This is a genomic window from Acidithiobacillus sp. (assembly GCF_023256195.1).
Classification (GTDB): domain Bacteria; phylum Pseudomonadota; class Gammaproteobacteria; order Acidithiobacillales; family Acidithiobacillaceae; genus Acidithiobacillus_A.
The window spans coordinates 42,601-63,405 of the sequence record NZ_JAGDWX010000019.1 but is presented as its reverse complement, the minus strand read 5'-3'; the positions used below and the strand labels follow the sequence as shown (position 1 = coordinate 63,405).

Sequence of the window (20,805 nt, the reverse complement as noted above, 5' to 3'; positions counted from 1 at the left end):
GCGTATCGTGAAGACTAAGCGACCAGGAGCCGAGGCGCCCAACCGATTCGGAAAAGCTTTTGGACTGAGCTCGCGGAGCTTCCAAGGCATTGAGCGGAGTGGCGGAGAGAGAGGGATTCGAACCCTCGATGGAGTGTTTAGCCCCATACTCCCTTAGCAGGGGAGCGCCTTCAGCCTCTCGGCCATCTCTCCGTGTCGCGGAGTGTAGCGCGCCGGCTGGGGCGGCGTCAAAGTCAGGTGTCGCCGTCTTCCATCAATGCATACTTGCGGATGCGATAACGCAGCGTCTCGCGGGTGACGCCCAGGATCCGCGCCGCCTGCGTCACGTTGTGGTCGGTCCGCTGCAGGACCCGCTGCAGGATGAGGCGCTCCATGCTGTCGAGGTCCATGCTGCCATCGATAGGCAGGACGATCTGTCCCTCGTCCTGAACGGGACAGGCGCCCGGCGCCGGACACGATGGCGCCGCACGTCCGGGCAGTTGCAGCCACTCCAGCGGCAGCTCCTCGCCCTCGGAAAACAGCACGCCCCGCTCTACCACGTTGCGCAGCTCGCGCACGTTGCCGGGCCAGTCGTAGGCTTCCAAGGCTTCCCAGACCGCCGGGCTCACGTAGCGCACGCGTTTGCCCGCCTGGGCATTGAATTCGCCGATGAAGTGGGGAACGAGGATGCGCAGATCCTGCTTGCGCTCGCGCAGGGGCGGCAGTTCGAGGCGGACGACGCTGAGGCGATGATAGAGGTCGGCGCGGAAGCGCCCCGCCGCGACCATGGCGTCCAGGTCGCGGTTGCTGGCGGCCAGGAAGCGGACGTCCACCTGCTGTACGCGATCTGCGCCGAGACGCCGCAGACTCTTGTCTTCTATGACCTTGAGGAGCTTGGCCTGCAGATCCAGGTCCATCTCCGAGATCTCGTCCAGAAAGAGGCTGCCACCGTGCGCCTGCTCGACGAGCCCGCGGTGGCGCGAACTGGCGCCGGTGAACGCGCCGGGTTCGTAACCGAAAAGCTCCGACTCCAGCAGCTCCCGCGGCAGGGCGGCGCAGTTCAGCTCGATCAGCGGACCATCGGAGCGCTGCCCGCTGTAGTGCAGGATACGCGCCGCAAGGCCCTTGCCGGTGCCCGTTTCGCCCGAGATGATCAGGGCGCTGTAGGGGACCTGTCCCAGACGCCCCAGGATCTCCCGCACGCGCTGAGCGGCAGGGCTGTCCCCCAGGAAGCTGTTGGGGTGATAGCGCTGGGAGCGCTGACTGGTATCGTCCGCCACCCGCCGCTGAGCCCGCGCACCGCGCGCCGCCGAGCGCAGCACCATGTCGAGCCGTTCCATCTCGCAAGGCTTTTCCAGGAAATCGTAGGCCCCCAAGCGCAGGGCGCGGACGGAATCGGGCACGCTGCCATAGGCGGTCAGGAAGATCCATTCACCGCCACCCCCGCGCTCGCGGGTTTTTTCCAGGAGATCCAGGCTGTTGCCGTCTGGCAGGTTGAGATCCGCCAGGGTGACCAGGGGATTGAGACCTTCCTTGAGGATCTGCTCGGCGTCGGCGATACGCTCGACCCAATGGACTTCCCAGCCTTCTTTCTCGAAATAGCGACGCATCTCCCGCCCCAGAAAGATCTCGTCTTCAATGATGAGCAGCGGGTCGGCCATTCAGAGGGGCTCCTTCACAGTTTTTTCAGGACAGGGCAGCCGTAAGACCACTCTGGCGCCCTGTGGTTCGGCATTGGCCAGCTCAATGCTGCCGCCCAGACTGCGAACGAAGCGACGCACCATGGACAGGCCGAGCCCGGTACCCTGCTCGCGAGTGCTGGCAAAGGGCCGGATACCCTCGCGCAGGAGCGCCTCGGGAAAGCCTGGGCCGTTGTCGCAGACAGCCAGTTCCAGATCCTGCTCGCGCCGCGTGAGCGCCACCTGGATCTCGCCGCCCTCACTGCCCAGAGCCTGAATGGCGTTGAGGAGGAGATTCAGGATCGCCTGACGAAAGTGGTCTAACGGCAGGAGGCAAGGGCCGGTGGCATCTGCCCGCAGGATCAGACGGATATTGCCCGGCACCTGGTAGCGCAGCAGGTTGATGAGGGATTCCAGGGTGGCGGCAGGCTCTACCCACTGGCCGCTCTCCTGCGCCTGGCGGGCTCCGCGCAACTGCTGGTCCAAGAGGCGACTGACGCGGCGCAGCTCTTCTTCCATGAGCCCGAGACGCTCATTGATTTCCGCATCCTCGATCTCCCGACGGATATTGGCGCACCCCACCTGCAGACCTGCCAGTGGATTGCGCAGTTCGTGGGCGAGCGCCGCCGCCGCTTCGCCCACGGCGGCGAGACGCTCGGAGCGCGCCATGGCGGCCTGCTGGGCAATGAGGGTATGCGCGGCCTGATGCACCTCGCGCTGCAGATCCTGGAGATACTGCCGCCGCTGCCGCTCCAACTCCTCCAGGCGACCCACCATCTGATTGTAGTAATGCAGCAGCGGACTGATGCCGGGATCCGCCTGGCCTTCCGCAACCCGCGCGAAAGCACCTACCTCCAGGGAATGCATGGCCTCCTGCAGGCGACGCAGGGGTCGCAGGATGCGCAGTCGGAAAAAGGCCAGAGTGACCAGCACAAAGATCATGAAAGCCAGGAGGGCGACACCCGTGCCTATGAGGGTATAGCGCGCATCGCGGCCAGCGGCCAGGACCAGGTGCCAGCCACGGCGGTGTTCGCTGAGACTGAGATCTGCCAAGGCCGCCATCACCTGCGGGAAGTTGTGGGCGGCAGGCTGCGCTGCCAGTGCGCGCAGGTGCTCCAAAGCCTGCTGGTCGCCCTGGTGGCGCAGCAGCTGCGGCGGCATCTGGGCGAGGCTCCGGCGCAACTGTTCCAGAGCCGGACCACTGCCGGAATCGGCCCAGGTCCGGCTCGCCTCGGCCTCGATCTGCGTCAGCTGGGTCATATAGGCGGTGTAGGCGTCCAAGGTGGCGAGGTCCTGGTTGGTATGCACCAACAGCACCCCCAGGAGCAGGAGGGCGAGGACCACGAACTGTACCAGGAGAAAGCCGATGGTGCGGAAAGGAGCGAAAGGGACGCGCTTGTTCGCACCAGTCGCGCCGGGCAGGCGGAATATGGCCACGGTCAACCCATGGGCCGGGACGCCAGCACCGGCGCCACGCGCTCCAGCCCGCGCTGCATCAGGGCCACACTGGCCCGTTGCGGCGACTCCCCCTCGTGGAGCACGCGATAGACCTGCTCGCTGATGGGTGCCTCCACCCCCAGTTCCTGCGCTACCCGATACAGCGCGCGACTGCTGCGCACACCTTCCACCTCTTCGCCGATACGCGCACGCGCCGCGTCCAGGCTGAGGCCCTGACCGAGGGCGACGCCCAGGCGGCGATTGCGGGACAGATCACTGCTGGCGGTCAGGATCAGATCCCCGGCGCCCGCGAGCCCGCTGAAGGTGTCGTGCTGGCCCCCCAGTGCCGTGCCGATGCGTTCCAGCTCCGCCAGTCCGCGGGTGATGAGGGCGGCGCGGGCGCTTTCGCCAAGGCCCAGACCATCGCAGATGCCCGCGGCTATGGCGAGGACATTCTTGATGGCGCCGGCAAGGCAGACCCCGGCGACGTCCTCGCTGGGGTAAAGCCGCAGCTGGGCGCTGCGCAGACGCTGCAGGAGCGATTCCCGGATTTCGGGATCCGTCCCGGCCAGGGTCATGGCCAGGGGCCGTCCCGCCAGAAGATCCTGGGCAAAGCTGGGTCCGGAGAGGACCAGCAGCGGCGCCTGTGGATACTCCTCTTGCACCACCGCATCGAGACGGGCGCCGCTGTCCAGCTCCAGTCCCTTGCTGGCCAGCAACAGAGCCCTTGGGGCTGGCGCACCCGCCGCCCGCAGACGGCGCAGAAGCCCGCGTAGGGCGTGACTGGGAACGGCGATGAGCCAGACCTCGGCATCCGCCAGGGCAGGCTCGAGCTCGGCGACGATCCGGAGCCCCGGCGGCACCGGTACTCCGGGAAAGATCGGCGCAAGATCCGCGTCCGTGCCGGGAAGGTGCTCCCGCCGATGCCCCCAGAGCTGGGTGGCGATGCCACGGCGCGCCGTGTAGACGGACAGCGCCGTGCCCCAGTGTCCCGCCCCGCAGACGAGCCAGTGGGACATTTACTGGGTGGTGTGCTGGCCCTGCTCCTGTTGTGCCTGCTGGTACAAGGCTTCGAAATTGACAGGGTGCAGGTGCAGAGGTTGGAAACCGCCGCGGCTGACGAGGTCCGCCACCACCTCCCGAGCGTAGGGGAAGAGGATGGTAGGACAGTGCACGGCCAGCAGTATGGGCAGATGCTCTTCGGGAATGTTCTGCAGACGGAACAGGCCGCCCTGCTGGACTTCCACGGCGAAATAGGTGGTGCTACCGCCCTTGGCCGCGACCGTCACCGTCAGGGTGACCTCCGTCAGTCCATTGGCCTCGTCCACGGTCTGCGTATTGGTGTTGAGCCCGACATCGACGCTGGGTGCCTCGGTCATGGCAAAGGCCGCAGGGGCGTTGGGGGACTCGAAGGACAGGTCCTTGACGTAGATGCGTTCGATCATGAAGGTGGGTTCTTGCTCAGCCATGCCATTTCCTGCTCTGTGTCGAAAGGGTCGGCGTCAGTGTAACCGAAGAAGCGCATACGCGGCCATGGGGGCGCACGTCATGGGTGCAGGCCACCATCGCAGCGCTGAGCCCAGGACCCGCGGCGGCGACCGCCATGGGAGGGCGCGGAGCCCTTCAGGAAGCGGGCGATTATGCTAATCTTTAGGTCATCGCCACAGGCCGCATTGCCACATGCCCATTCACCGCCCTGTCCTTCCTCGGGACAGGGACAGACGTTGCCACGCAGGAAGCTTGGATGCACTGGACCCTCATCATCAAATCCCATCCCGATGCCGATGGCAATCCCGTCCTGCAGGCCCTGCGCATGGCGGCCAGCGCCCTGGCAGACGAGATTGGGATCAGCATATTCCTGACCCAGGACGCCCTGCCCCTCGCTCTGGCCGATGGTGAAGACCGCTCCCCGCGACACCTCATCCAGCGCGACCTGCTGGCAGAGATTCGGGAACTGGGGGGTGAAATCCGTGCCGTCGGCCTCGAGTGGCTGCCACGGGATACCGCTCGGCAACTACTGGAAGGGGTGGTTTCGGCAGGGATGAAGGAGCTCGTGCGCGTCAGCAAGATGAGCGATCAGGTCATCACCTACTGATGGCGGCGTTGTCTGAGGTCCCGGGGGCGGTCTACGCCGTGGGCGACGTCCAGGGTTGTCGCGACGCACTGGAGCGCCTGTTGGATGCGGTGGGCTTCGAACCCGCACAGGATCGTCTCTATCTCGCCGGCGACCTCGTCAACCGGGGGCCCGACAGCGCCGGGGTGATGCGACGGCTGTGGGATCTGCGGGAGCAGGTGGCTTTCGTATTGGGTAACCACGATCTCTATGCCCTGTCGCGCTGGGCCGGCATCGTGCCCGCCAAAAAGAGCGATACCCTTGGGCCATTGCTGGCAGAAAAGGATGTGGACGTCTGGATGGACTGGCTGCGCCAGGCACCGCTGCTGCGGGAATTGCCGGAGGCACCCTGGCTGCTGGTGCACGCCGCCATCCACCCAGACTGGTCGCCGGCGACGGCTCTGGGACATGCCCAGGAGGTGGAGCGTGCTTTGCAGGGTCGGCAGTGGCGCAGATTTCTCCAGGCCTTATGGGAGGCGCCGGCGCCAGAGCGCTGGCAGGATTGTCGCGATGAAATGGATGCGCAGCGCTTCCGCGTCGCAGTCTTTACCCGTGCCCGGCGGGTGCGGCCCGATGGACGCTTCTTCTGGCCCAGCAAGGCACCGCCGGACGCGGACTATCTGCCCTGGCACCAGCTATTTCGCGAACGTCAGCCGGAAGTCGCCGTCGTCTGCGGACACTGGGCCACACAGGGGCTGCTCCAGGAGCCGCGTCTGCTGGCTCTGGACAGCGGCTGTGTCTGGGGTCGGCAGCTCAGCGCGGCACGCATCGCACCACTACCCATCACCATCGTTCAGGTGGCATGCCCCGCCTACGCCCGGCCAGAGACCGCGGATTGATGCTCAAGCCCTCTATTGCAAAGGATGAAAGATCGTGGAAACCCTGAATCTTCCCGCCGCGCGCGGCTATGGCGAAGCCATGGGCCTGGGATGGCGCCTGCTACGTCAACGCTTCTGGTCCTTCCTGTGGCTCTGTCTCCTGGCGGGGCTGCTGGCGCTGCTGCCCCTCATCGTCGTGGCACTTCTGCAGAAGTTTCTTCCTCGTCTGGATCTTCTCTGGCAGCTGATGCTCTTTCTTGCCCTCAACGTCTGGATCGCGGCATTCTTCCGAGCCATCAGTCTTGCCCTGGCGGGCGATCGGCCCAGCATCGCTGCCTTCAGCGGCTGGCTGATACGCTCCAATACCTGGCTCATCGCACTTCTCCCCGCGCTATACGCCTTGATCATCCACCTCCTCTATCCGACACCACCTCCGGGATCTCCCCCCAGCGAGGTACTCCACTTCTTTTTCAGTCCTGGTTATCTCCTGATCGTGCTCCTAGGTATTCTGGTGTCCCCTTGGTACCAGTACGCCTATGCCCTGTATGCCGGTGGCGGATGCTCGCCTGCCGAGGCCTATCGCCTGGCTGTACGCATTTATGGCGATCGCCTGCGCTGGCTGTTTCTACCCCTGGTCCTTGGCCTCTTCGTCCTTTTGGGCGCCATCGTGCTTGGTCTTGCTTTTGCCCTCTTGGCGGCCCTCCTGGGCGCTGGTCTGAAGTTGCTTGGCGCGATGGTACTGGCCAAGATTCTCATAACACTCCTTGTGCTGCTGTATCTCGCAGTATTTCTCTGCGCCGCGATGGTCTTCGTCTTCGCGTCCTTGAGCGCGGCCGCCACCAATTTGCTGCGCTCCCCCGCGGCGGGCGGGTTTCAGCCCTGAGCGGGATTATGGTCGACGCCTTGCAGTCCGCGCGCGAGGTGCTGCAGCAGGTCTTTGGCTTCAGCGACTTCCGCCCGCCTCAAGATGAGGTCATCGCCAGGCTTCTGGACGGTGGCGATGCCCTGGTCCTGATGCCGACGGGAGGCGGGAAATCCCTCTGTTATCAGGTCCCGGCCCTGACTCTGCCGGGCACCGCCGTGGTGATCTCACCCCTCATCGCGCTGATGGAGGACCAGGTCCAGGCACTGCAGCAGTATGGAGTGACCGCCTACGCCCTGCACTCGGGATTGGACGCCGGTGATACCCAGCGCATCGAGGAGGCCCTGGGCGAAGGTCGGGTGAAACTCCTCTATGTGGCACCGGAGCGGCTCCTGCAGGAGCGCAGTCTGCGGCTTCTGGCGCGTCTGCAGATCAATCTCTTTGCCATCGACGAGGCCCACTGTGTGTCTCAGTGGGGACACGATTTCCGCCCCGAGTACCTGCGCCTGCAGCTCTTGCACGAGCGCTTTCCCACGGTTCCCCGCGTCGCCTTGACGGCCACGGCCGACCCTCGCACCCGCGAGGAGATCCGCAGCCGTCTGGGCCTGCTGCAGGCGCCGGTATTCCAGCGTTCCTTCGATCGACCCAATATCCACTATCGGCTGCAAAGTGGTGGTGAAAGCGGTCGCCAGCAGCTCTTGCATTTCATCCGCCAGCACCATGCCGAGGATTCCGGCATCGTCTATTGCCTCTCGCGCAAGCGGGTAGAAGAAACGGCCCAATGGCTCCAGGAGCATGGGCTGTCGGCCTTGCCGTACCACGCCGGTCTGGACGCCGCCACCCGCCGCCGGCATCAGGCCATGTTCCAGAACGACGAAGTCCGTATCGTCGTGGCTACCATTGCCTTCGGCATGGGCATTGACAAGCCGGACGTACGTTTCGTCGCCCACCTCAATCTGCCCAAGAGTCTCGAGTCCTACTACCAGGAAACGGGCCGCGCCGGGCGGGATGGTCTGGCCGCCGATGCCTGGCTCCACTACGGGCTCCAGGACGTGGTGCAGCTGCGCCAGATGATTCAGCAGTCGGAGGCCGACGCAGCCCACAAGGCTCTGGAACTGGAGCGCCTGGAGGCCATGCTCGGCCTGTGCGAAACCATCGGTTGCCGCCGTCGCGAGCTGCTGGCCTACTTTGGTGAACTGCGGGAGCAGCCTTGCGGCAACTGCGACAACTGTATTTCGCCGCCGGCCGTCTGGAATGCCAGTGAGGCTGCCCAGAAGGCACTGTCGGCGGTGCACCGCACCGGTCAGCGCTTCGGCATCCAGCACCTCATCGACGTGCTCATGGGGCGGGACCATCCGCGCCTGCGTTCCTTCGGACACCACGAGCTGTCCGTCTTCGGCATCGGTCGCGACCTTCCGGCCAACACCTGGCGCAGCCTGTTTCGCCACCTGGCCCTGCGCGGGCAGATCCTGCCCCATCCTGAGGGACACGGTGGCTTCTGTCTCGGTCCACGCGCCCGACCCGTCCTGCGCGGCGAGGAGGAGGTCTGGATCCGCGCACCAGCGACGGAAGAGCCCTCCAAGAGCGCTACCGGGCACCCACGCAGCAGCACTCCGCAGGACGAGCTCTGGGAGCAGCTGCGGGCCTTGCGACTGGAGCTGGCCCGGGCCCGGGGAGTACCGCCCTATGTGATCTTTCACGATAGCACCCTGCAGGAGATCCATCGGCGCCGGCCTCGGGATCGCGCCGCTCTGGCTGCCATTCCCGGTGTCGGCGAACGCAAGCTGGAGAACTTTGGTGAGGACTTCCTGCGCCTCATGCGAGAGCAGCAGGCCTGACCCAAGCACGTGGCTTGCGACGATCTTCGGCTCGGGCCATCATGTGGCGGTTACCTACGGGAGAACAGCATGTCCGATGAAAGCTTCGCCCTCGCGGTAGAACGCACCCTGGAGACCGTCCTCAGCCAATTGGAGGACTGCGCCCCCGAGGTGGAGGCCGACCTGGTGGACAGTGTCCTGACCCTGGAACTTCCGGACGCCAGCAAGATCATCCTCAACCGGCAGGAGGCGGTGGAGCAGCTCTGGCTCGCCTGCAGCGATGGTCCGACGCGTTTCCAGCGGACGGAGCATGGCTGGCAAGATACGCAAAGCGGCAAAGGTCTGGCGGAGGTGCTCAGCACGCTCATCGGTCGGCGTCTCGGCCGTGCGCTCGAGATCCGGCTCTGAGTCATGGCCCACTGGCTGCTCAAGACCGAGCCCGAGGCCTTTTCCCTCGACGATCTGAAGGCCCGCGGGCAGGAGCCTTGGGATGGCATCCGCAACTATCAGGCGCGCAATTTTCTGCGGCAGATGCGCCGGGGTGACGAGGTCTTCATCTATCACTCGCGGGTGGCAACACCGGCCATCGTCGGCCTCGGTCGGATCGTGACGGAAGCGCATCCAGACCCCACCCAATTCGATCCCCAGAGCCACTACTACGATGCTGCCTCCCGTCCTGATGCGCCACGCTGGGATCTGGTGGACATCGCCTACCTTGCCCACTGTCAGCCGCCCGTCTCTCTGGAGACGCTGCGGGAGATGCCCGAGTTCTCCGACAACCCCTTGGTGCGCAAGGGCAATCGTTTGTCCATCGTGCCTATCAGCGAGAGCGAGTGGCAGGCCGTGCTCGCCCGGGTGACTCTTGTCTGAGGCGGTGCTTTACTTCCGCTACGCCGATTCGGCTGGCCTGCGCCTGCGGCTCCTCAGCGCCTGGCGCGGCCTGACCCTGCGCCTGGAACCGCGCCCGCTGCGGGACCTGACTACGGCTTTCGATCTCGGTTTTGCGGACCTTCCGGTGCTGGTGGACGCCAACGACCGGTGCTGGACCGGGGACGTGGAATCTCTACCGGAACTGGACGCGCGAATCAACACCGCTCCCCCACCCCCGGCGCTGGCGGCCGAATGGCCGGCTTTCGTGGCCTGGCGCGCCGAACTTGAGCCGCTACGCCAGCGCCTGCTGGCACCCATCCTCCCCCTCTATCCGGAGATTTCTGCCGATCCCGAGGACTTCGACTGGTACCGGCAGGAGTGCGAGCGGCGCTTCGGCCAAGGGCCGGAGGCGTTGGCCAACGATCGCTACGGCGCCTATCAACAGCTGGAGCGCCTGGGTCGCCTGCGACAGTTGTCCCGCATCCTGGCGCAGAGAAAGTTCTATCTGGGTGATGCTAGCCTCATCGACATCGTCCTGACGGCCGATTTTCACGCCCTGCGTTTTCTCGACGGGGTGACCGTTCCCATCGACCTTCTGTATTATTTTCAGCGAGTGGCCAGCCTCTGTGGCCTGTCCTTGGACAGTGGTCTGGAAGCAGACCGATACACCCATCAGGCGACCTGAGCATCCCTTCACACGCGCAAGCCTCCAGGAGAATAGATATGACCTACGCCGAACTGATCCAGTTTCTAGACACCCACTTGGGCTACAGCCTCACTGCGGGACAGGATCTCAAGGGTGCGCTTGCCGCCGCCCAGGCCGGCACGATGACCGATCCGCTGGCGCAGGAAATCCTGATGGCCATCTATTCCGGTAACGGCTGCGATAGTATCGACGCCACCGTGGATCGCGCCCGCAGCTTCGATGGTCTGGCGGCCCTGCGCCTGCGCAGCCAGGCGGACGATTCCGATCCGGTCTTGTTCCGCAAGGTGCTGAAGCTGTCGGAAACTCTGGATCGCGCCTTCGACGAGGAAATCATCCGCCAGAAGGCGGCACAAGCCCACTGACAGCGGCGCAGCCGAGGACCCGCACGGCCGCGCCGGTCATCATCGGGAGGACATACGCAGGGCAGCAAGGCCCTGATGATCTTCCTCCGTCCAGCGGAAAAGGCCTTGCAGACGGTCGCGCAGAGCCTGAAGTTCCTGGGCCTGACGCTGTAGCGTCTGCTCTCGGCTCATGAGGGACTCGATCCGGGGCTGAATGTTGACGGAAGACTCGACGATGGACTCCAGCGCGCGCAGTTTCTCGTCGGACTGCTCGGCGTACATCATCAGCTGTCGGTTCATCAACTCCAGAGCCTCCTCCACCCAAGCCGTCAGATCCCGGCGCGTGGCCTCGACAAAGCGGCGAATCTGGGTCGCGAGACTCAAGAAGGCCTTGCGGACCACTACCCCCTGAGGTTTCGCGGCAATTTCCAGACGTTTGCCGAAGCGCTCGTAGCTGTCGGCCAAGGACAGGAGCTCGGCACGCCGCGGCAGCAGCGCATAGGGAACGGTATCCAGACGCGGCAGCAGATACTGCTGCTCCAGCCCCTGATAGGCCTCCATCATCATAACCGACAGGCGGTTGGCATGCTCCAGGGCCTGGTCGAACTGGGCGATGGTCTCCGCGAAGAAGCGCGTGAATCGATCGTAGATGCCAACGGTGGTCCAGGCAGCGAGGAGTTCTGCCCGAGCCTCCTCGATCAGACCGTCCAGGCCTTCCATGGCCAGAGGTTCCAGCAGCCAGGTGCGGGAGAGCTCCAGGAATTCCTGCTGCCGGCGCAGAAAGCCGCTGCGATCGCGCGCGAAACTCTCCAGCAATTTCCGCTGCCGCTCCAGTAAGCGCGGCAACTGCTCTCCGGTCTGTGCCTGCAGCCGGCGCATGCTCTCCATCTCCGCGCGCAGATTCTGGATCTGCTCGTCCAGGAGCACCTGCTGATCCACCAGCACGCGCCGCAGCAGCCGGCCGGTATTCTCCTCGATGGCCTTGCGCTTGCCCGGCAACAGGACCTCGGCGATGGCACGTTCGAGACGCTCCAGGCCACTGCGGTGCAGCAACGCCTCGTCCTTGCGAATGCGCCCAACCAGCCCCTTCTGGGCCGATACGGCAACCACCTGGTCGGGGCGCAAATTGAGGCGCTGGGCCACGTTCTGGCTCTGCTGCTCCACCATGGCATCGATTTCACTCGCGGGCTTCAGCTCGTCCCAGAGGGTATCGATCTTGTTGAGCACCACCAGCTGGTTGAGCAGCGGACTGCGCCCCAAGGCCTGTTCCCAGATTTCCAGGTCGCTCTGGGTCAAGCCGGTATCGGCCCCCAGCACGAAGATCACGGCATCGGCATCGCGCGCCAGCTCGAGGCCGAGATCCCCCTCACTGCCCAGGGCATTGAGGCCGGGGGTATCCAGGATGACCAGGCCCGCTTGCAGGACGGAATGGTCCAGACGCAGGAGCCCATAACGCCAGCGAGGTATGCGGACCTTGCCATCGCCACAGGAGGGGCACTGGCTCTGCTCGGGTTTGGCGCCATCCAAGGGCGGGCAGAGCCCCCAACGTCGTGCCTCGCCCAGTCCCACACACAGTGTCTCGGTCAGTTGCCCCATGGCCGCGGCCTGCGCCGCTTCACTGTCCAGGGGCAGTACCGTCCACAGCTCGCGCGAACGCTTGAGTTGCTCTACCGAACCACGCAGGCTCCGGGAACGGATAGGCAGCAGTTCGAGGCTGGCAGCTTGGCCCGAAGTCGCCCGGATCTCCACCGGACACATGGTGGTCTGACCCGGGCCCGAAGGCAGGAGCCGTGCTCCATAATCGTGGAAAAAGAGCGCGTTGATGAGCTCCGATTTACCTCGGGCGAATTCGCCATAAAAGGATATTTTGAGTTGGTCATCCAGTATTTCCTGAGCCAGATTCTCCATCCGCAGGAGGGTCCCGCTCGGGAGCAGCTCCAGACTCAGACTGAATCGCGCCATCTCCTGGACGGCCGCTGCAATGTGTTGCCGCCATTGGTGATATTCCTGCAACCTGTAGATCAACAGCGGCTTTTCCATCGAACCCTCCCGTAAAACGGCCCCTTTCGGCCGTATGTTCCGTTCCTTTGGTCTGGCATGCTGCGCTCCAGCCCGTACTCGAGTCCTCGCTTAATTAGGCAATAAATCCCCAAAAACCATCTCTGAACTTCCCGCAACGAGATCCTCAGCGGTAATAGCGCTGCAGTCCCCAGGCCACGCTGGCAAACAGAGCCAAAGGGAAGACCGTGGCAAAGACCGGAGGGATCCCTCCCGAGATACTGATAAAACCGGACATCTCCGTCAGAAAATGGAAGGCCAGACCCAGCACGAGGCCCGCCAAAATCCGGCCCGCAAGCCCTCCTCCACGCGGGTTACGCGTCACCAGGGGGACCACCAGCCAGATCATGACGAGTCCGACCCAGGGGTAAGTCACCCGCTTCCAGAAAGCCAGCGCGAAGCGGTTCATGCTGAGCACGCTGCCCTGGAGATTCCGGTAGCTCTCCCAAAGGGCCGGCAGGGTCATGGTGCGGGTCGGATGCGAAAAGCTGCGCAAGGTCTCAGGATCGAGACGCACATCCCAGGGCTCCTCGGAGGTATCGCTGGAGACGATCTGCTGCGCACTCAAGCTATGGCTCTGGACCGATCGCAGCTGCCAGGCACCATTGCGGTAGAGCGCTTCCTTCGCCTCCAGAATGCGGGTGACGGCATCGAGGCTCGGTGCCGTGACGACTATACGCAGGCCGTCGAGGCGACGGCCATCGGCGGCGATGGCGCGGATCTGGATCAGCTGCCGTCCCTGGCGCAGCCAAACCCCACCATCGGGAAGGGCCTGAAACTGGCCGCTCTGGCCGTCGTTGGCCCAGATGGCCTCCGCCGCCGGCGAGGTGTAGGGGACCACCCACTCGCCCAAGGCAAAGGTCAACAGCGCTCCCAACAGCCCCACCCAGAGCAGTGGTCTCTGCAGGCGCCACAGAGACCACCCGGACATGCGCAGCGCCACGAGTTCCGAATGGCTATTGAGTAGACTCACCCAGATCAGAGCGCCCAGGAGCAGTGCCAGGGGGACGAGATTATAGGCAAGGTCGGGCAGTTGCAGGGCGATATAGGTCACCAGCTTGCCCATGCCCCAGCTACCGTGGCCCGGTCCACCGGACTTGGCGATGAGGTTGGCCACAAACATCAGCGCCAGCAACACCAGTAGCACCAGCAGGCTGTAACCAAGCATGCCGCGAAAGAGCAGTCGATCGGCGCGCTTCACGGCCGCAGCAGTCCCAACCAGGCGGGCAGCACCGGACGGTCGCCCTGGCGTCGCCAGAAAGCGTAGCCCGCCAGCGCACCCAGCAGGAGCAGCACCCAGAAGAGCCCTGGGAAGCCGCCGATGCGCCCCTGAGCAATACCCTCCTTCAAGAACACCAGCAGATTGTTGGCGGCCAGCAGGGTCAGGATTCCCAGCAGGGCACCCGTGGCCCGGCCCGCCCCGCGCGGCCCGCCGAAGGCCAGGGGGATGGCCAGCAAAGCTAGTATGGGAATAAGCAGAGGCCAGATCAGCCGCCACTCCAGTTCGCTGAGGGCATGCCGCGCCTGCTGCGGCTCGTGCAGGGCCTGGAGCAGCTGGGGAAGGCTCAGTGCCGCCCAGTGTATGCCCCCACTCGAGGCACCCTGTCCAGGTGCCGCCAAGGCGATGCGATAGTGGGCAAAACTGAGGATCTTGAAGCCGGCGGTACCCGGTTGCCCCAGATATCGGTGCCCCTGAATCAGCACCAGAGCGATGCCGCCATCGCTGTCTTTCCGAATCTCGCCATAGGCGGCGGTAGCGATATCCGGCCCGCCCTTGCCACCGAGATCCACGAAGATCTCCCGATAGCGGTGCTCCGAACCTGGGGCCGACTCGCCCACATAGAGGATGCGCCCGCCGGCGATACGGGCAAAGCTGCCGGGCTGGATCAGGGCCTGGGCGGCGGCGTTGGCCAGCCGCAGGCTTTCCGCCTGCAATTGCCGCTGGGCTGCGGGCGACCAGGACAGCGACAGCAGGGCTTCAAGGATGGCGATGGCCAGGATCGGTAGCAACAGGGCTCGCAGCAGGTCCAACAGACTCAAGCCCGCGCTGCGGATGGCGATCATTTCATTGCTGCGATAGAGGTTGGAGAACACCAGGTACACCGAGAAGAAAAAGGCCAGCGGCAGTACCGTCACCAGCAAGGTCGGAGTGGCGAGCCCCAGCAGCTGCAAGGTAACCCCCAGCGGCAGCCGTCCCGACGCCACCTGACTGAGGAGCTGACTCAACTGACCGATGGCCAGGATGCCCAGCACCACCAGACAGCCCAGGACAAAGGTCCGCAGCAGATCGTGCAGGATTCGACCGTGGATACGGCTCACCACCAGCCCCCACCGGGCCCGTTGCCCTGCAAACTTGATCCGCTGCGTCTCACGGCTTATGTTTGCCCATGTTGCTGTCCCCCGCCGGCATCTATCGGCAGAGATTACCACAGGAGAGAAGCCTTGGAGATAGTAGTCCGCACCATCGACCCCTGCCGCGACCCACTGGATTGTCTCATCCTTCCCCTTTTCTCCGACGGCGAACTTCCCCAGGCAGCGGCAGCGGTGGACCAGGCCGGATCCGGCTTTCTGAAGCAGCTCATGCAGCAGGGCGACTTCCGCGCCGACTGCGGCCAGACTCTGACCCTCTACCATGTCCCAGGTGTCCAGGCGGCCCGGCTCATGCTGGTGGGTCTCGGCAAATCGACCAAGATCTCCGACCTGAATTATCAGAAGGCCCTGTTGGCGGTAGGCCGCGCTCTGGCCGACCGGGGGGTAACCCAAGCCGCGCTCTTCGGTCTGGAGCTCGCCGTCCCCCAACGCGATCCGGCGGCGCTGGCGGAGATCGCCGTGCAGGCCATCGCCGACGGTCAGTATCGCTTCGATCGCTACAAGGCGCCTGCAGAAACACCGCGGCGGGAATTGCAGACCCTGACCCTGGCCTTGGACGATCGCCTCGCCCCCCAGGGCGAGACCATTCTCGCCGCCGCCACGGCCGCCCGCATCACCAGCGAGGCTACCGCCTGGGCTCGGGATCTCGCCAATGAGCCGGGCAATGTCTGCACCCCCACCTGGCTTGCGGAACAGGCCCAGACCATGGCGGCCAGCCGCGCCATCGAGGCCGACATCCTCGGCCCGGCACAGATGGAAGCGCTGGGCATGCAACTCCTGCTGGGGGTCGCGCAGGGTTCGCGGCAGGAACCGCGCTTGATCGTCCTGCACTACCGGGGAGGTGAGAAGGATGCCGCCCCCCTGGTGCTGGTGGGCAAGGGCCTTACCTTCGACGCCGGCGGCATCTCTTTGAAACCGGCGGACAAGATGGACGAGATGAAGTATGACATGTGCGGCGGGGCAACGGCTCTGGCCGCCATTCGCGCCGCTGCCGATCTGAAGCTGCCGCTGAATCTCACGGTGGTGGTCCCGGCCTCCGAGAATCTACCCGATGGCAAGGCGACCAAACCCGGAGACATTCACAAGAGCATGCAGGGCCTGACCGTAGAGATCATCAATACCGACGCCGAAGGCCGCCTCATCCTCGCCGATGCCCTCACCTACGCGCGCCGCTTCAAACCCGCGGCCATCATCGACATGGCCACGCTCACCGGTGCCTGTATCATTGCCCTGGGACATCAGACGGCAGCGGTGCTCGGTACGGACGAGGCACTGGTCCAGGATCTGCTCGCGGCGGGTCGGCAGAGTCTCGATCGTGCCTGGGAACTGCCACTCTTTGAGGTCTATCAGGAACAGCTGAAAAGCCCCTTCGCCGATCTCAGCAATGTGGGCGGCCGCCCTGCCGGCACCATCACCGCCGCCTGTTTCCTGTCGCGCTTCGTCGAGGATATTCCCTGGGCGCATCTGGACATCGCCGGAGTCGCCTGGAAAAGCGGCGAGCACAAAGGAGCGACGGGCCGTCCCGTCCCACTGCTGGTGGAGTACCTGCGGCGGCGCGCCGGCCATCCGCGCTGAGGTCCGGCCTTTGCCCAGCGCCAGCTTCTATCGCCTGCCGCCCAACCTGCTCACGGCGGTGGAGCAGCGTCGAGCCATGTGCCGGGTCATCGCCAAGGCCTGGCAGGTGGTAGGGCGGGTCAACATCCTCTGCAGCGATGAGGAGCTGGCGCAGAGCCTGGACGACCTCCTCTGGACCTACCAGGCAGGCGCCTTCACCCCCCACGGACGCGACCCGCAGGAGCCGGTCTGCCTCTACGTCGGCAGCGATGCCACGGCGCTGCGACCGGCACCAGCCCTGGCGCTGGTTGGACTGCGTACGCTGCCCAAGGCCTTGCCGGAAGATGCGCGCCTGCTGGACTTCATTCCTCCGGACGAAGCCAGCACGGCGGACGCTCGCCAGCGTTATCGCTTGCTGCGCGAGGCGGGCTACACTATGCAGACCTACACCCTGGAAGCCTGACGGAGCTCAGCCATGTCATCCCCCTCGCGCCAAGAACCCATTCTCGCCGTCGATGACCTCCCGGAGGACGTGGAGCCGCTCCTGCTCACCAAGCTGGTGCGGGAGGGACTGCCGCCGCCCCTGTGGCATGGTTCGCGCAACTCTGCGGACCAGCACGAGGTGGCCGACGATCGACAGGCTGCAGCGCAGCCCATGCAAGAGCCGGTCGTCGGGCAGCATGAAGCAGTGGCGGATGCGTTCCCAGGGTCCGTGTTTGAGCAGGCGTCGCCCGAGGCCAACGCCGCAATGGCAGCCATACTTGACGAGACCACCGTCGCTCCCGCGGTGGAAGCCGAACCCGCATCTGCGGACCGCGCCCTTCTCGCAGAAGGCGTGCGTGGCGAAGACCGCGCGCCGCATACGACTAGCCCAGCGGATACCGGTTCATCCGAGCCCAAGCCGGCCGTGGAGGATCGCCGCGAGCAGGGTGCCGCAAGCATGGAAGAAGCCGATCTGGCTGAAGCCTTGGAGCGCATCCGCAATCTCTCCTTCCACTACGGCGCTTCTCCAGCGGAGGAAGCACCGGCCCCTGGCAGCTCCACGCCCGCGCCGGAATCCGCGGGTCCAGCGCTGGACATGCAGTTCCTGCAGGAGTTCGAAACCCTACTGTTCCAAGAGGTCGAACGGCGGGTGCTGAGCGAACTGGAAGAACGCCTCACCCAGCACCTGCAGAAGGTGTGGAAGGAACAGGTCAGCATCGCCGTGCTGCGCGCCCTCTCCCTCGAGGGCATCCGCCTGCGTGAAAGCATCAGCAAGGAACTGCAGGAAAGCCTGCCGCAGATCTTGCAGCAGGTCCTGCACGAGGGTTTTGATCAGGCCCTTCACCCTGATATCTCCGACGAAGATCCCAAGCAAGGCCCACAGGCATGACGGAACTCTTTGACCGCCCCTTCGCCCCCGCACAGATTGAGGACGATTGCTATCGACGCTGGGAGACGCACGGCGTCTTTGCCCCGAGCGGGGACGGTCCGGCCTACTGCATCATGCTGCCGCCGCCCAATGTCACCGGCACCCTGCACATGGGGCACGCCTTCCAGGATACCCTCATGGATGTCCTGGTGCGGACCCACCGCATGCGCGGCGAGCGCGTGCTGTGGCAGCCGGGCACGGACCACGCCGGCATCGCCACGCAGATGCTGGTGGAGCGACAGCTTCAGCGCGAGGGTCTGGAGCGGCGGAGCATGGGCCGCTCCGCCTTTCTGGAGCGGGTCTGGCGCTGGCGCGAGGAATCGGGAGACCGCATCGTCCGACAGATCCGCCGTCTCGGCAGCAGTTGCGACTGGAGTCGGCAGCGCTTCACCCTGGACAGTGGTCTCTCCGAGGCGGTCACCGAGGTCTTTGTGCGCCTCTACGAGGAAGGTCTCATTTATCGCGGTAAACGATTGGTGAATTGGGACCCCGTCCTGCAGACCGCCGTCTCCGACCTCGAGGTGCTGAACGAAGAGGAGATGGGCAAGCTCTGGCATATCCGCTATCCCCTGGCAGAGGGTGACGGTCATCTGATCGTGGCCACCACCCGTCCGGAAACGCTCCTGGGCGACGTGGCGGTCGCGGTGCATCCGGAAGATCCGCGCTATCGCCGCTTCGTCGGTCGCCGCCTGCGCCTGCCCGTTGTCGGACGGGAGATTCCCATCATCGCCGACGACTATGTCGACCCCGAGTTCGGCTCCGGCTGTGTGAAGATCACCCCCGCCCACGACTTCAATGACTATCAGGTCGGTCAGCGGCACCACCTGCCGCTGGTCAACGTCTTCACGCCCGATGCCCGCATCCGCGCCGAGGGCGAGGTCTTCGGCGCCGACTGGCCCGCCCCCATCCCTGAGACCCTGCGGGGTCTGGATCGTTACGCCGCACGGCGCGCACTGGTCGCCCAACTGGAGGCCGAGGGCCTGCTGGAGCGCACCGATGAACACCGCCTGACGGTGCCGCGGGGCGACCGCTCCGGTGCCGCCATCGAGCCTTTTCTCACCGATCAGTGGTACGTACGGGTCGCCCCCCTGGCAGAGCCGGCCATTGCCGCGGTAGAGACGGGTCGCCTGCGCTTCGTGCCGGAGAACTGGACCAAGACCTATTTCGACTGGATGCGCCGTATCGAAGACTGGTGCATCTCCCGTCAGCTCTGGTGGGGTCACCAGATACCGGCCTGGTACGGGCCCGATGGCCACATTTTCGTCGCCCGGGACGAAGCGGCGGCGGCAGCGCAGGCCCAGCGGCACTACGGCATGACCGTTCCCCTGGAGCGGGATCCCGACGTGCTCGATACCTGGTTCAGCTCGGCGCTCTGGCCCTTCACTACTCTGGGCTGGCCGGAGCAGACCGCCGACCTGCGGGAGTTCTACCCCACCAGCGTCCTGGTTACCGGCTTCGACATCATCTTCTTCTGGGTAGCCCGCATGGTCATGATGGGCCTGCGCTTCATGGACGAAGTACCCTTCCACGAGGTCTACGTGCACGGCCTCGTACGCGATGGCGAAGGCCAAAAAATGAGCAAATCCAAAGGCAATGTCCTCGATCCTTTGGATCTCATCGACGGCATCGATCTGGAAGCCCTGGTCGCCAAACGCACCCAGGGACTGCTGCAGCCGCACATGGCCCAAAAGATCGAGCAGGCCACCCGCAAGGAGTTCCCGGAAGGTATCCCCGCCTTCGGTACCGATGCCCTGCGCTTTACCCTCGCATCCCTGGCCACCCAGGGTCGAGATATTCGTTTCGACCTCAAACGCGTGGAAGGCTCGCGCAATTTCTGCAACAAGATCTGGAATGCCGCCCGCTTTGCCACCATGCAGGTGGAGCACGTCGGTGATCTCGAGGGCGAGAGCGAGCTGCTGGCACCGGAGCGCTGGATCATCGGCCGCCTGCAGGAGACCGAGGCGGCGGTGAATGAGGCCATCGACCAGTATCGCTTTGCCGACGCCGCCCAGGCCCTCTACCAGTTTTTCTGGAACGACTACTGCGACTGGTACATCGAGCTGGCGAAGCCGGCACTGCGCGGCGAGGGTGCCTTCACTCCCACCCAGCAGCGCGGCAGCCGGCGGACCCTGCTGCGCGTTCTGGAGGCCGGCCTGCGCCTGCTCCACCCCTTCATGCCCTTCATTACCGAAGCCCTCTGGCAGCGGGTGGCACCCATGCTGGGTCGCGGCGGGCCCAGCATTGCCCTGGCCACCTATCCCAAGGCCGAGCTTGAGCGCGTGGATCCGCACAGCGACGCGCAGGTGCAGTGGCTCATGGCCGTGATCAACGCCCTGCGCTCCATTCGCGGCGAGATGGACATCCCACCGGCCCGTCCCCTGCCTCTACTCCTGCAGGGCGGACAGGCGCAAGATCGGCAGCGGGTCGAGGAGTTTTCTCCCTGGCTCTTCAGTCTTGGCAAGCTCAAGGACCTGCACTGGTTGGACGACGGTGAAGCAGCGCCGCCCGCCGCACTGGCTCTGGTGGGCGACCTGCGGCTGCTGGTGCCTCTGGCTGGCGTCATCGATCTTGAGGCCGAGCGCGGGCGGCTGGAGCGAGAACGGCGGCGGTTGGAACAGGACCTCCAGAAGACCCGCAGCAAACTGGCCCAGGAGAACTTCCGCGAGCGCGCCCCTGCGGCGGTGGTCATCAAGGAGGAAGAGCGCCTGAAAGAGCTGGAGAACGCCCTGTCGCAGTTATCCGAGCAGGAAGAACGCCTGCGCCAGCTGGCCTGACGGCCGCTTTCCCATC

The 20,805-nt window shown here is 65.0% G+C and carries 19 protein-coding genes and 1 tRNA gene; 12 read left to right on the top strand and 8 right to left on the bottom strand.

Annotated elements, in window-relative coordinates; genetic code table 11:
• Window positions 1-99: 99 nt before the first annotated feature.
• The 5 genes from Q0C23_RS04480 to secB all read right to left on the bottom strand — a co-directional run bounded on the left by Q0C23_RS04480 (window position 100) and on the right by secB (window position 4,564).
• Window positions 100-192, bottom strand: a tRNA-Ser gene (locus Q0C23_RS04480).
• Window positions 193-233: 41 nt separating this feature from the next.
• The gene (locus tag Q0C23_RS04475; protein ID WP_291511182.1) at window positions 234-1,640 is read right to left on the bottom strand and encodes a sigma-54 dependent transcriptional regulator; all 1,407 of its coding nucleotides are present in this window, start codon (window positions 1,638-1,640) and stop codon (window positions 234-236) included.
• The gene (locus Q0C23_RS04470) at window positions 1,641-3,095 is read right to left on the bottom strand and encodes a sensor histidine kinase (RefSeq protein ID WP_291511181.1); all 1,455 of its coding nucleotides are present in this window, start codon (window positions 3,093-3,095) and stop codon (window positions 1,641-1,643) included.
• Between the two features lie 2 nt (window positions 3,096-3,097).
• Window positions 3,098-4,114: an NAD(P)H-dependent glycerol-3-phosphate dehydrogenase gene (locus Q0C23_RS04465; protein WP_291511180.1), complete on the bottom strand. Its 1,017-nt coding sequence runs from the start codon at window positions 4,112-4,114 to the stop codon at window positions 3,098-3,100.
• Window positions 4,115-4,564, bottom strand: coding sequence for a protein-export chaperone SecB (gene secB / locus Q0C23_RS04460; RefSeq protein ID WP_291511179.1), 450 nt, complete (start codon window positions 4,562-4,564; stop codon window positions 4,115-4,117).
• A 275-nt stretch (window positions 4,565-4,839) separates the two neighbouring features.
• Between secB and Q0C23_RS04455 the strand changes: the two genes are divergently transcribed.
• The 8 genes from Q0C23_RS04455 (at window position 4,840) to Q0C23_RS04420 (ending at window position 10,643) form a co-directional block, all read left to right on the top strand.
• Window positions 4,840-5,190 carry a hypothetical protein gene (locus tag Q0C23_RS04455; RefSeq protein ID WP_291511178.1) on the top strand — a complete coding sequence of 117 codons (351 nt, stop codon included), beginning with the start codon at window positions 4,840-4,842 and terminating at the stop codon, window positions 5,188-5,190.
• Window positions 5,190-6,047 (top strand): symmetrical bis(5'-nucleosyl)-tetraphosphatase, encoded by an 858-nt coding sequence (locus Q0C23_RS04450; RefSeq protein WP_291511177.1) that lies wholly within the window; start codon window positions 5,190-5,192, stop codon window positions 6,045-6,047. The genes Q0C23_RS04455 and Q0C23_RS04450 overlap by 1 nt, the downstream gene beginning before the upstream one ends.
• 34 nt (window positions 6,048-6,081) lie before the next feature.
• Entirely contained in the window at window positions 6,082-6,909 is an 828-nt protein-coding gene (locus tag Q0C23_RS04445; protein ID WP_291511176.1) for a hypothetical protein, read from the top strand.
• Window positions 6,910-6,917: 8 nt separating this feature from the next.
• The gene (gene recQ / locus Q0C23_RS04440; RefSeq protein WP_291511175.1) at window positions 6,918-8,726 is read left to right on the top strand and encodes a DNA helicase RecQ; all 1,809 of its coding nucleotides are present in this window, start codon (window positions 6,918-6,920) and stop codon (window positions 8,724-8,726) included.
• 69 nt (window positions 8,727-8,795) lie between these two features.
• Window positions 8,796-9,113, top strand: a complete 318-nt coding sequence (cyaY, locus tag Q0C23_RS04435) for an iron donor protein CyaY (protein WP_291511174.1) — start codon at window positions 8,796-8,798, stop codon at window positions 9,111-9,113.
• Between the two features lie 3 nt (window positions 9,114-9,116).
• Window positions 9,117-9,575 carry an EVE domain-containing protein gene (locus tag Q0C23_RS04430; protein ID WP_291511173.1) on the top strand — a complete coding sequence of 153 codons (459 nt, stop codon included), beginning with the start codon at window positions 9,117-9,119 and terminating at the stop codon, window positions 9,573-9,575.
• Complete coding sequence (locus Q0C23_RS04425; RefSeq protein WP_291511172.1) at window positions 9,568-10,260, top strand: glutathione S-transferase; 693 nt, start codon at window positions 9,568-9,570, stop codon at window positions 10,258-10,260. The genes Q0C23_RS04430 and Q0C23_RS04425 overlap by 8 nt, the downstream gene beginning before the upstream one ends.
• 38 nt (window positions 10,261-10,298) lie before the next feature.
• A complete protein-coding gene (locus tag Q0C23_RS04420) occupies window positions 10,299-10,643 on the top strand; it encodes a hypothetical protein (protein WP_291511171.1) in 345 nt (114 codons plus the stop codon).
• A 39-nt stretch (window positions 10,644-10,682) separates the two neighbouring features.
• On the opposite strand, the gene Q0C23_RS04415 is transcribed toward Q0C23_RS04420, so the two are convergent.
• From Q0C23_RS04415 to lptF, 3 genes are all read right to left on the bottom strand, one after another.
• Window positions 10,683-12,662 carry a dynamin family protein gene (locus tag Q0C23_RS04415; RefSeq protein WP_291511170.1) on the bottom strand — a complete coding sequence of 660 codons (1,980 nt, stop codon included), beginning with the start codon at window positions 12,660-12,662 and terminating at the stop codon, window positions 10,683-10,685.
• A gap of 145 nt (window positions 12,663-12,807) precedes the next feature.
• A complete protein-coding gene (lptG, locus tag Q0C23_RS04410) occupies window positions 12,808-13,881 on the bottom strand; it encodes an LPS export ABC transporter permease LptG (RefSeq protein ID WP_291511169.1) in 1,074 nt (357 codons plus the stop codon).
• Window positions 13,878-15,002: an LPS export ABC transporter permease LptF gene (gene lptF / locus Q0C23_RS04405; RefSeq protein ID WP_291511168.1), complete on the bottom strand. Its 1,125-nt coding sequence runs from the start codon at window positions 15,000-15,002 to the stop codon at window positions 13,878-13,880. Before lptF ends, lptG begins: the two co-directional genes overlap by 4 nt.
• 120 nt (window positions 15,003-15,122) lie before the next feature.
• Here lptF and Q0C23_RS04400 point away from each other — a divergent pair, with 120 nt between their 5' ends.
• The 4 genes from Q0C23_RS04400 to Q0C23_RS04385 are packed head-to-tail and all read left to right on the top strand — an operon-like array spanning window position 15,123 to window position 20,789.
• Window positions 15,123-16,625, top strand: a complete 1,503-nt coding sequence (locus Q0C23_RS04400; protein ID WP_291511167.1) for a leucyl aminopeptidase — start codon at window positions 15,123-15,125, stop codon at window positions 16,623-16,625.
• Between the two features lie 10 nt (window positions 16,626-16,635).
• Window positions 16,636-17,067 (top strand): DNA polymerase III subunit chi, encoded by a 432-nt coding sequence (locus tag Q0C23_RS04395; protein WP_291511166.1) that lies wholly within the window; start codon window positions 16,636-16,638, stop codon window positions 17,065-17,067.
• A gap of 12 nt (window positions 17,068-17,079) precedes the next feature.
• Window positions 17,080-17,976: a hypothetical protein gene (locus tag Q0C23_RS04390; protein WP_291511165.1), complete on the top strand. Its 897-nt coding sequence runs from the start codon at window positions 17,080-17,082 to the stop codon at window positions 17,974-17,976.
• Window positions 17,973-20,789: a valine--tRNA ligase gene (locus Q0C23_RS04385; protein WP_291511164.1), complete on the top strand. Its 2,817-nt coding sequence runs from the start codon at window positions 17,973-17,975 to the stop codon at window positions 20,787-20,789. The genes Q0C23_RS04390 and Q0C23_RS04385 overlap by 4 nt, the downstream gene beginning before the upstream one ends.
• Window positions 20,790-20,805: the final 16 nt, after the last annotated feature.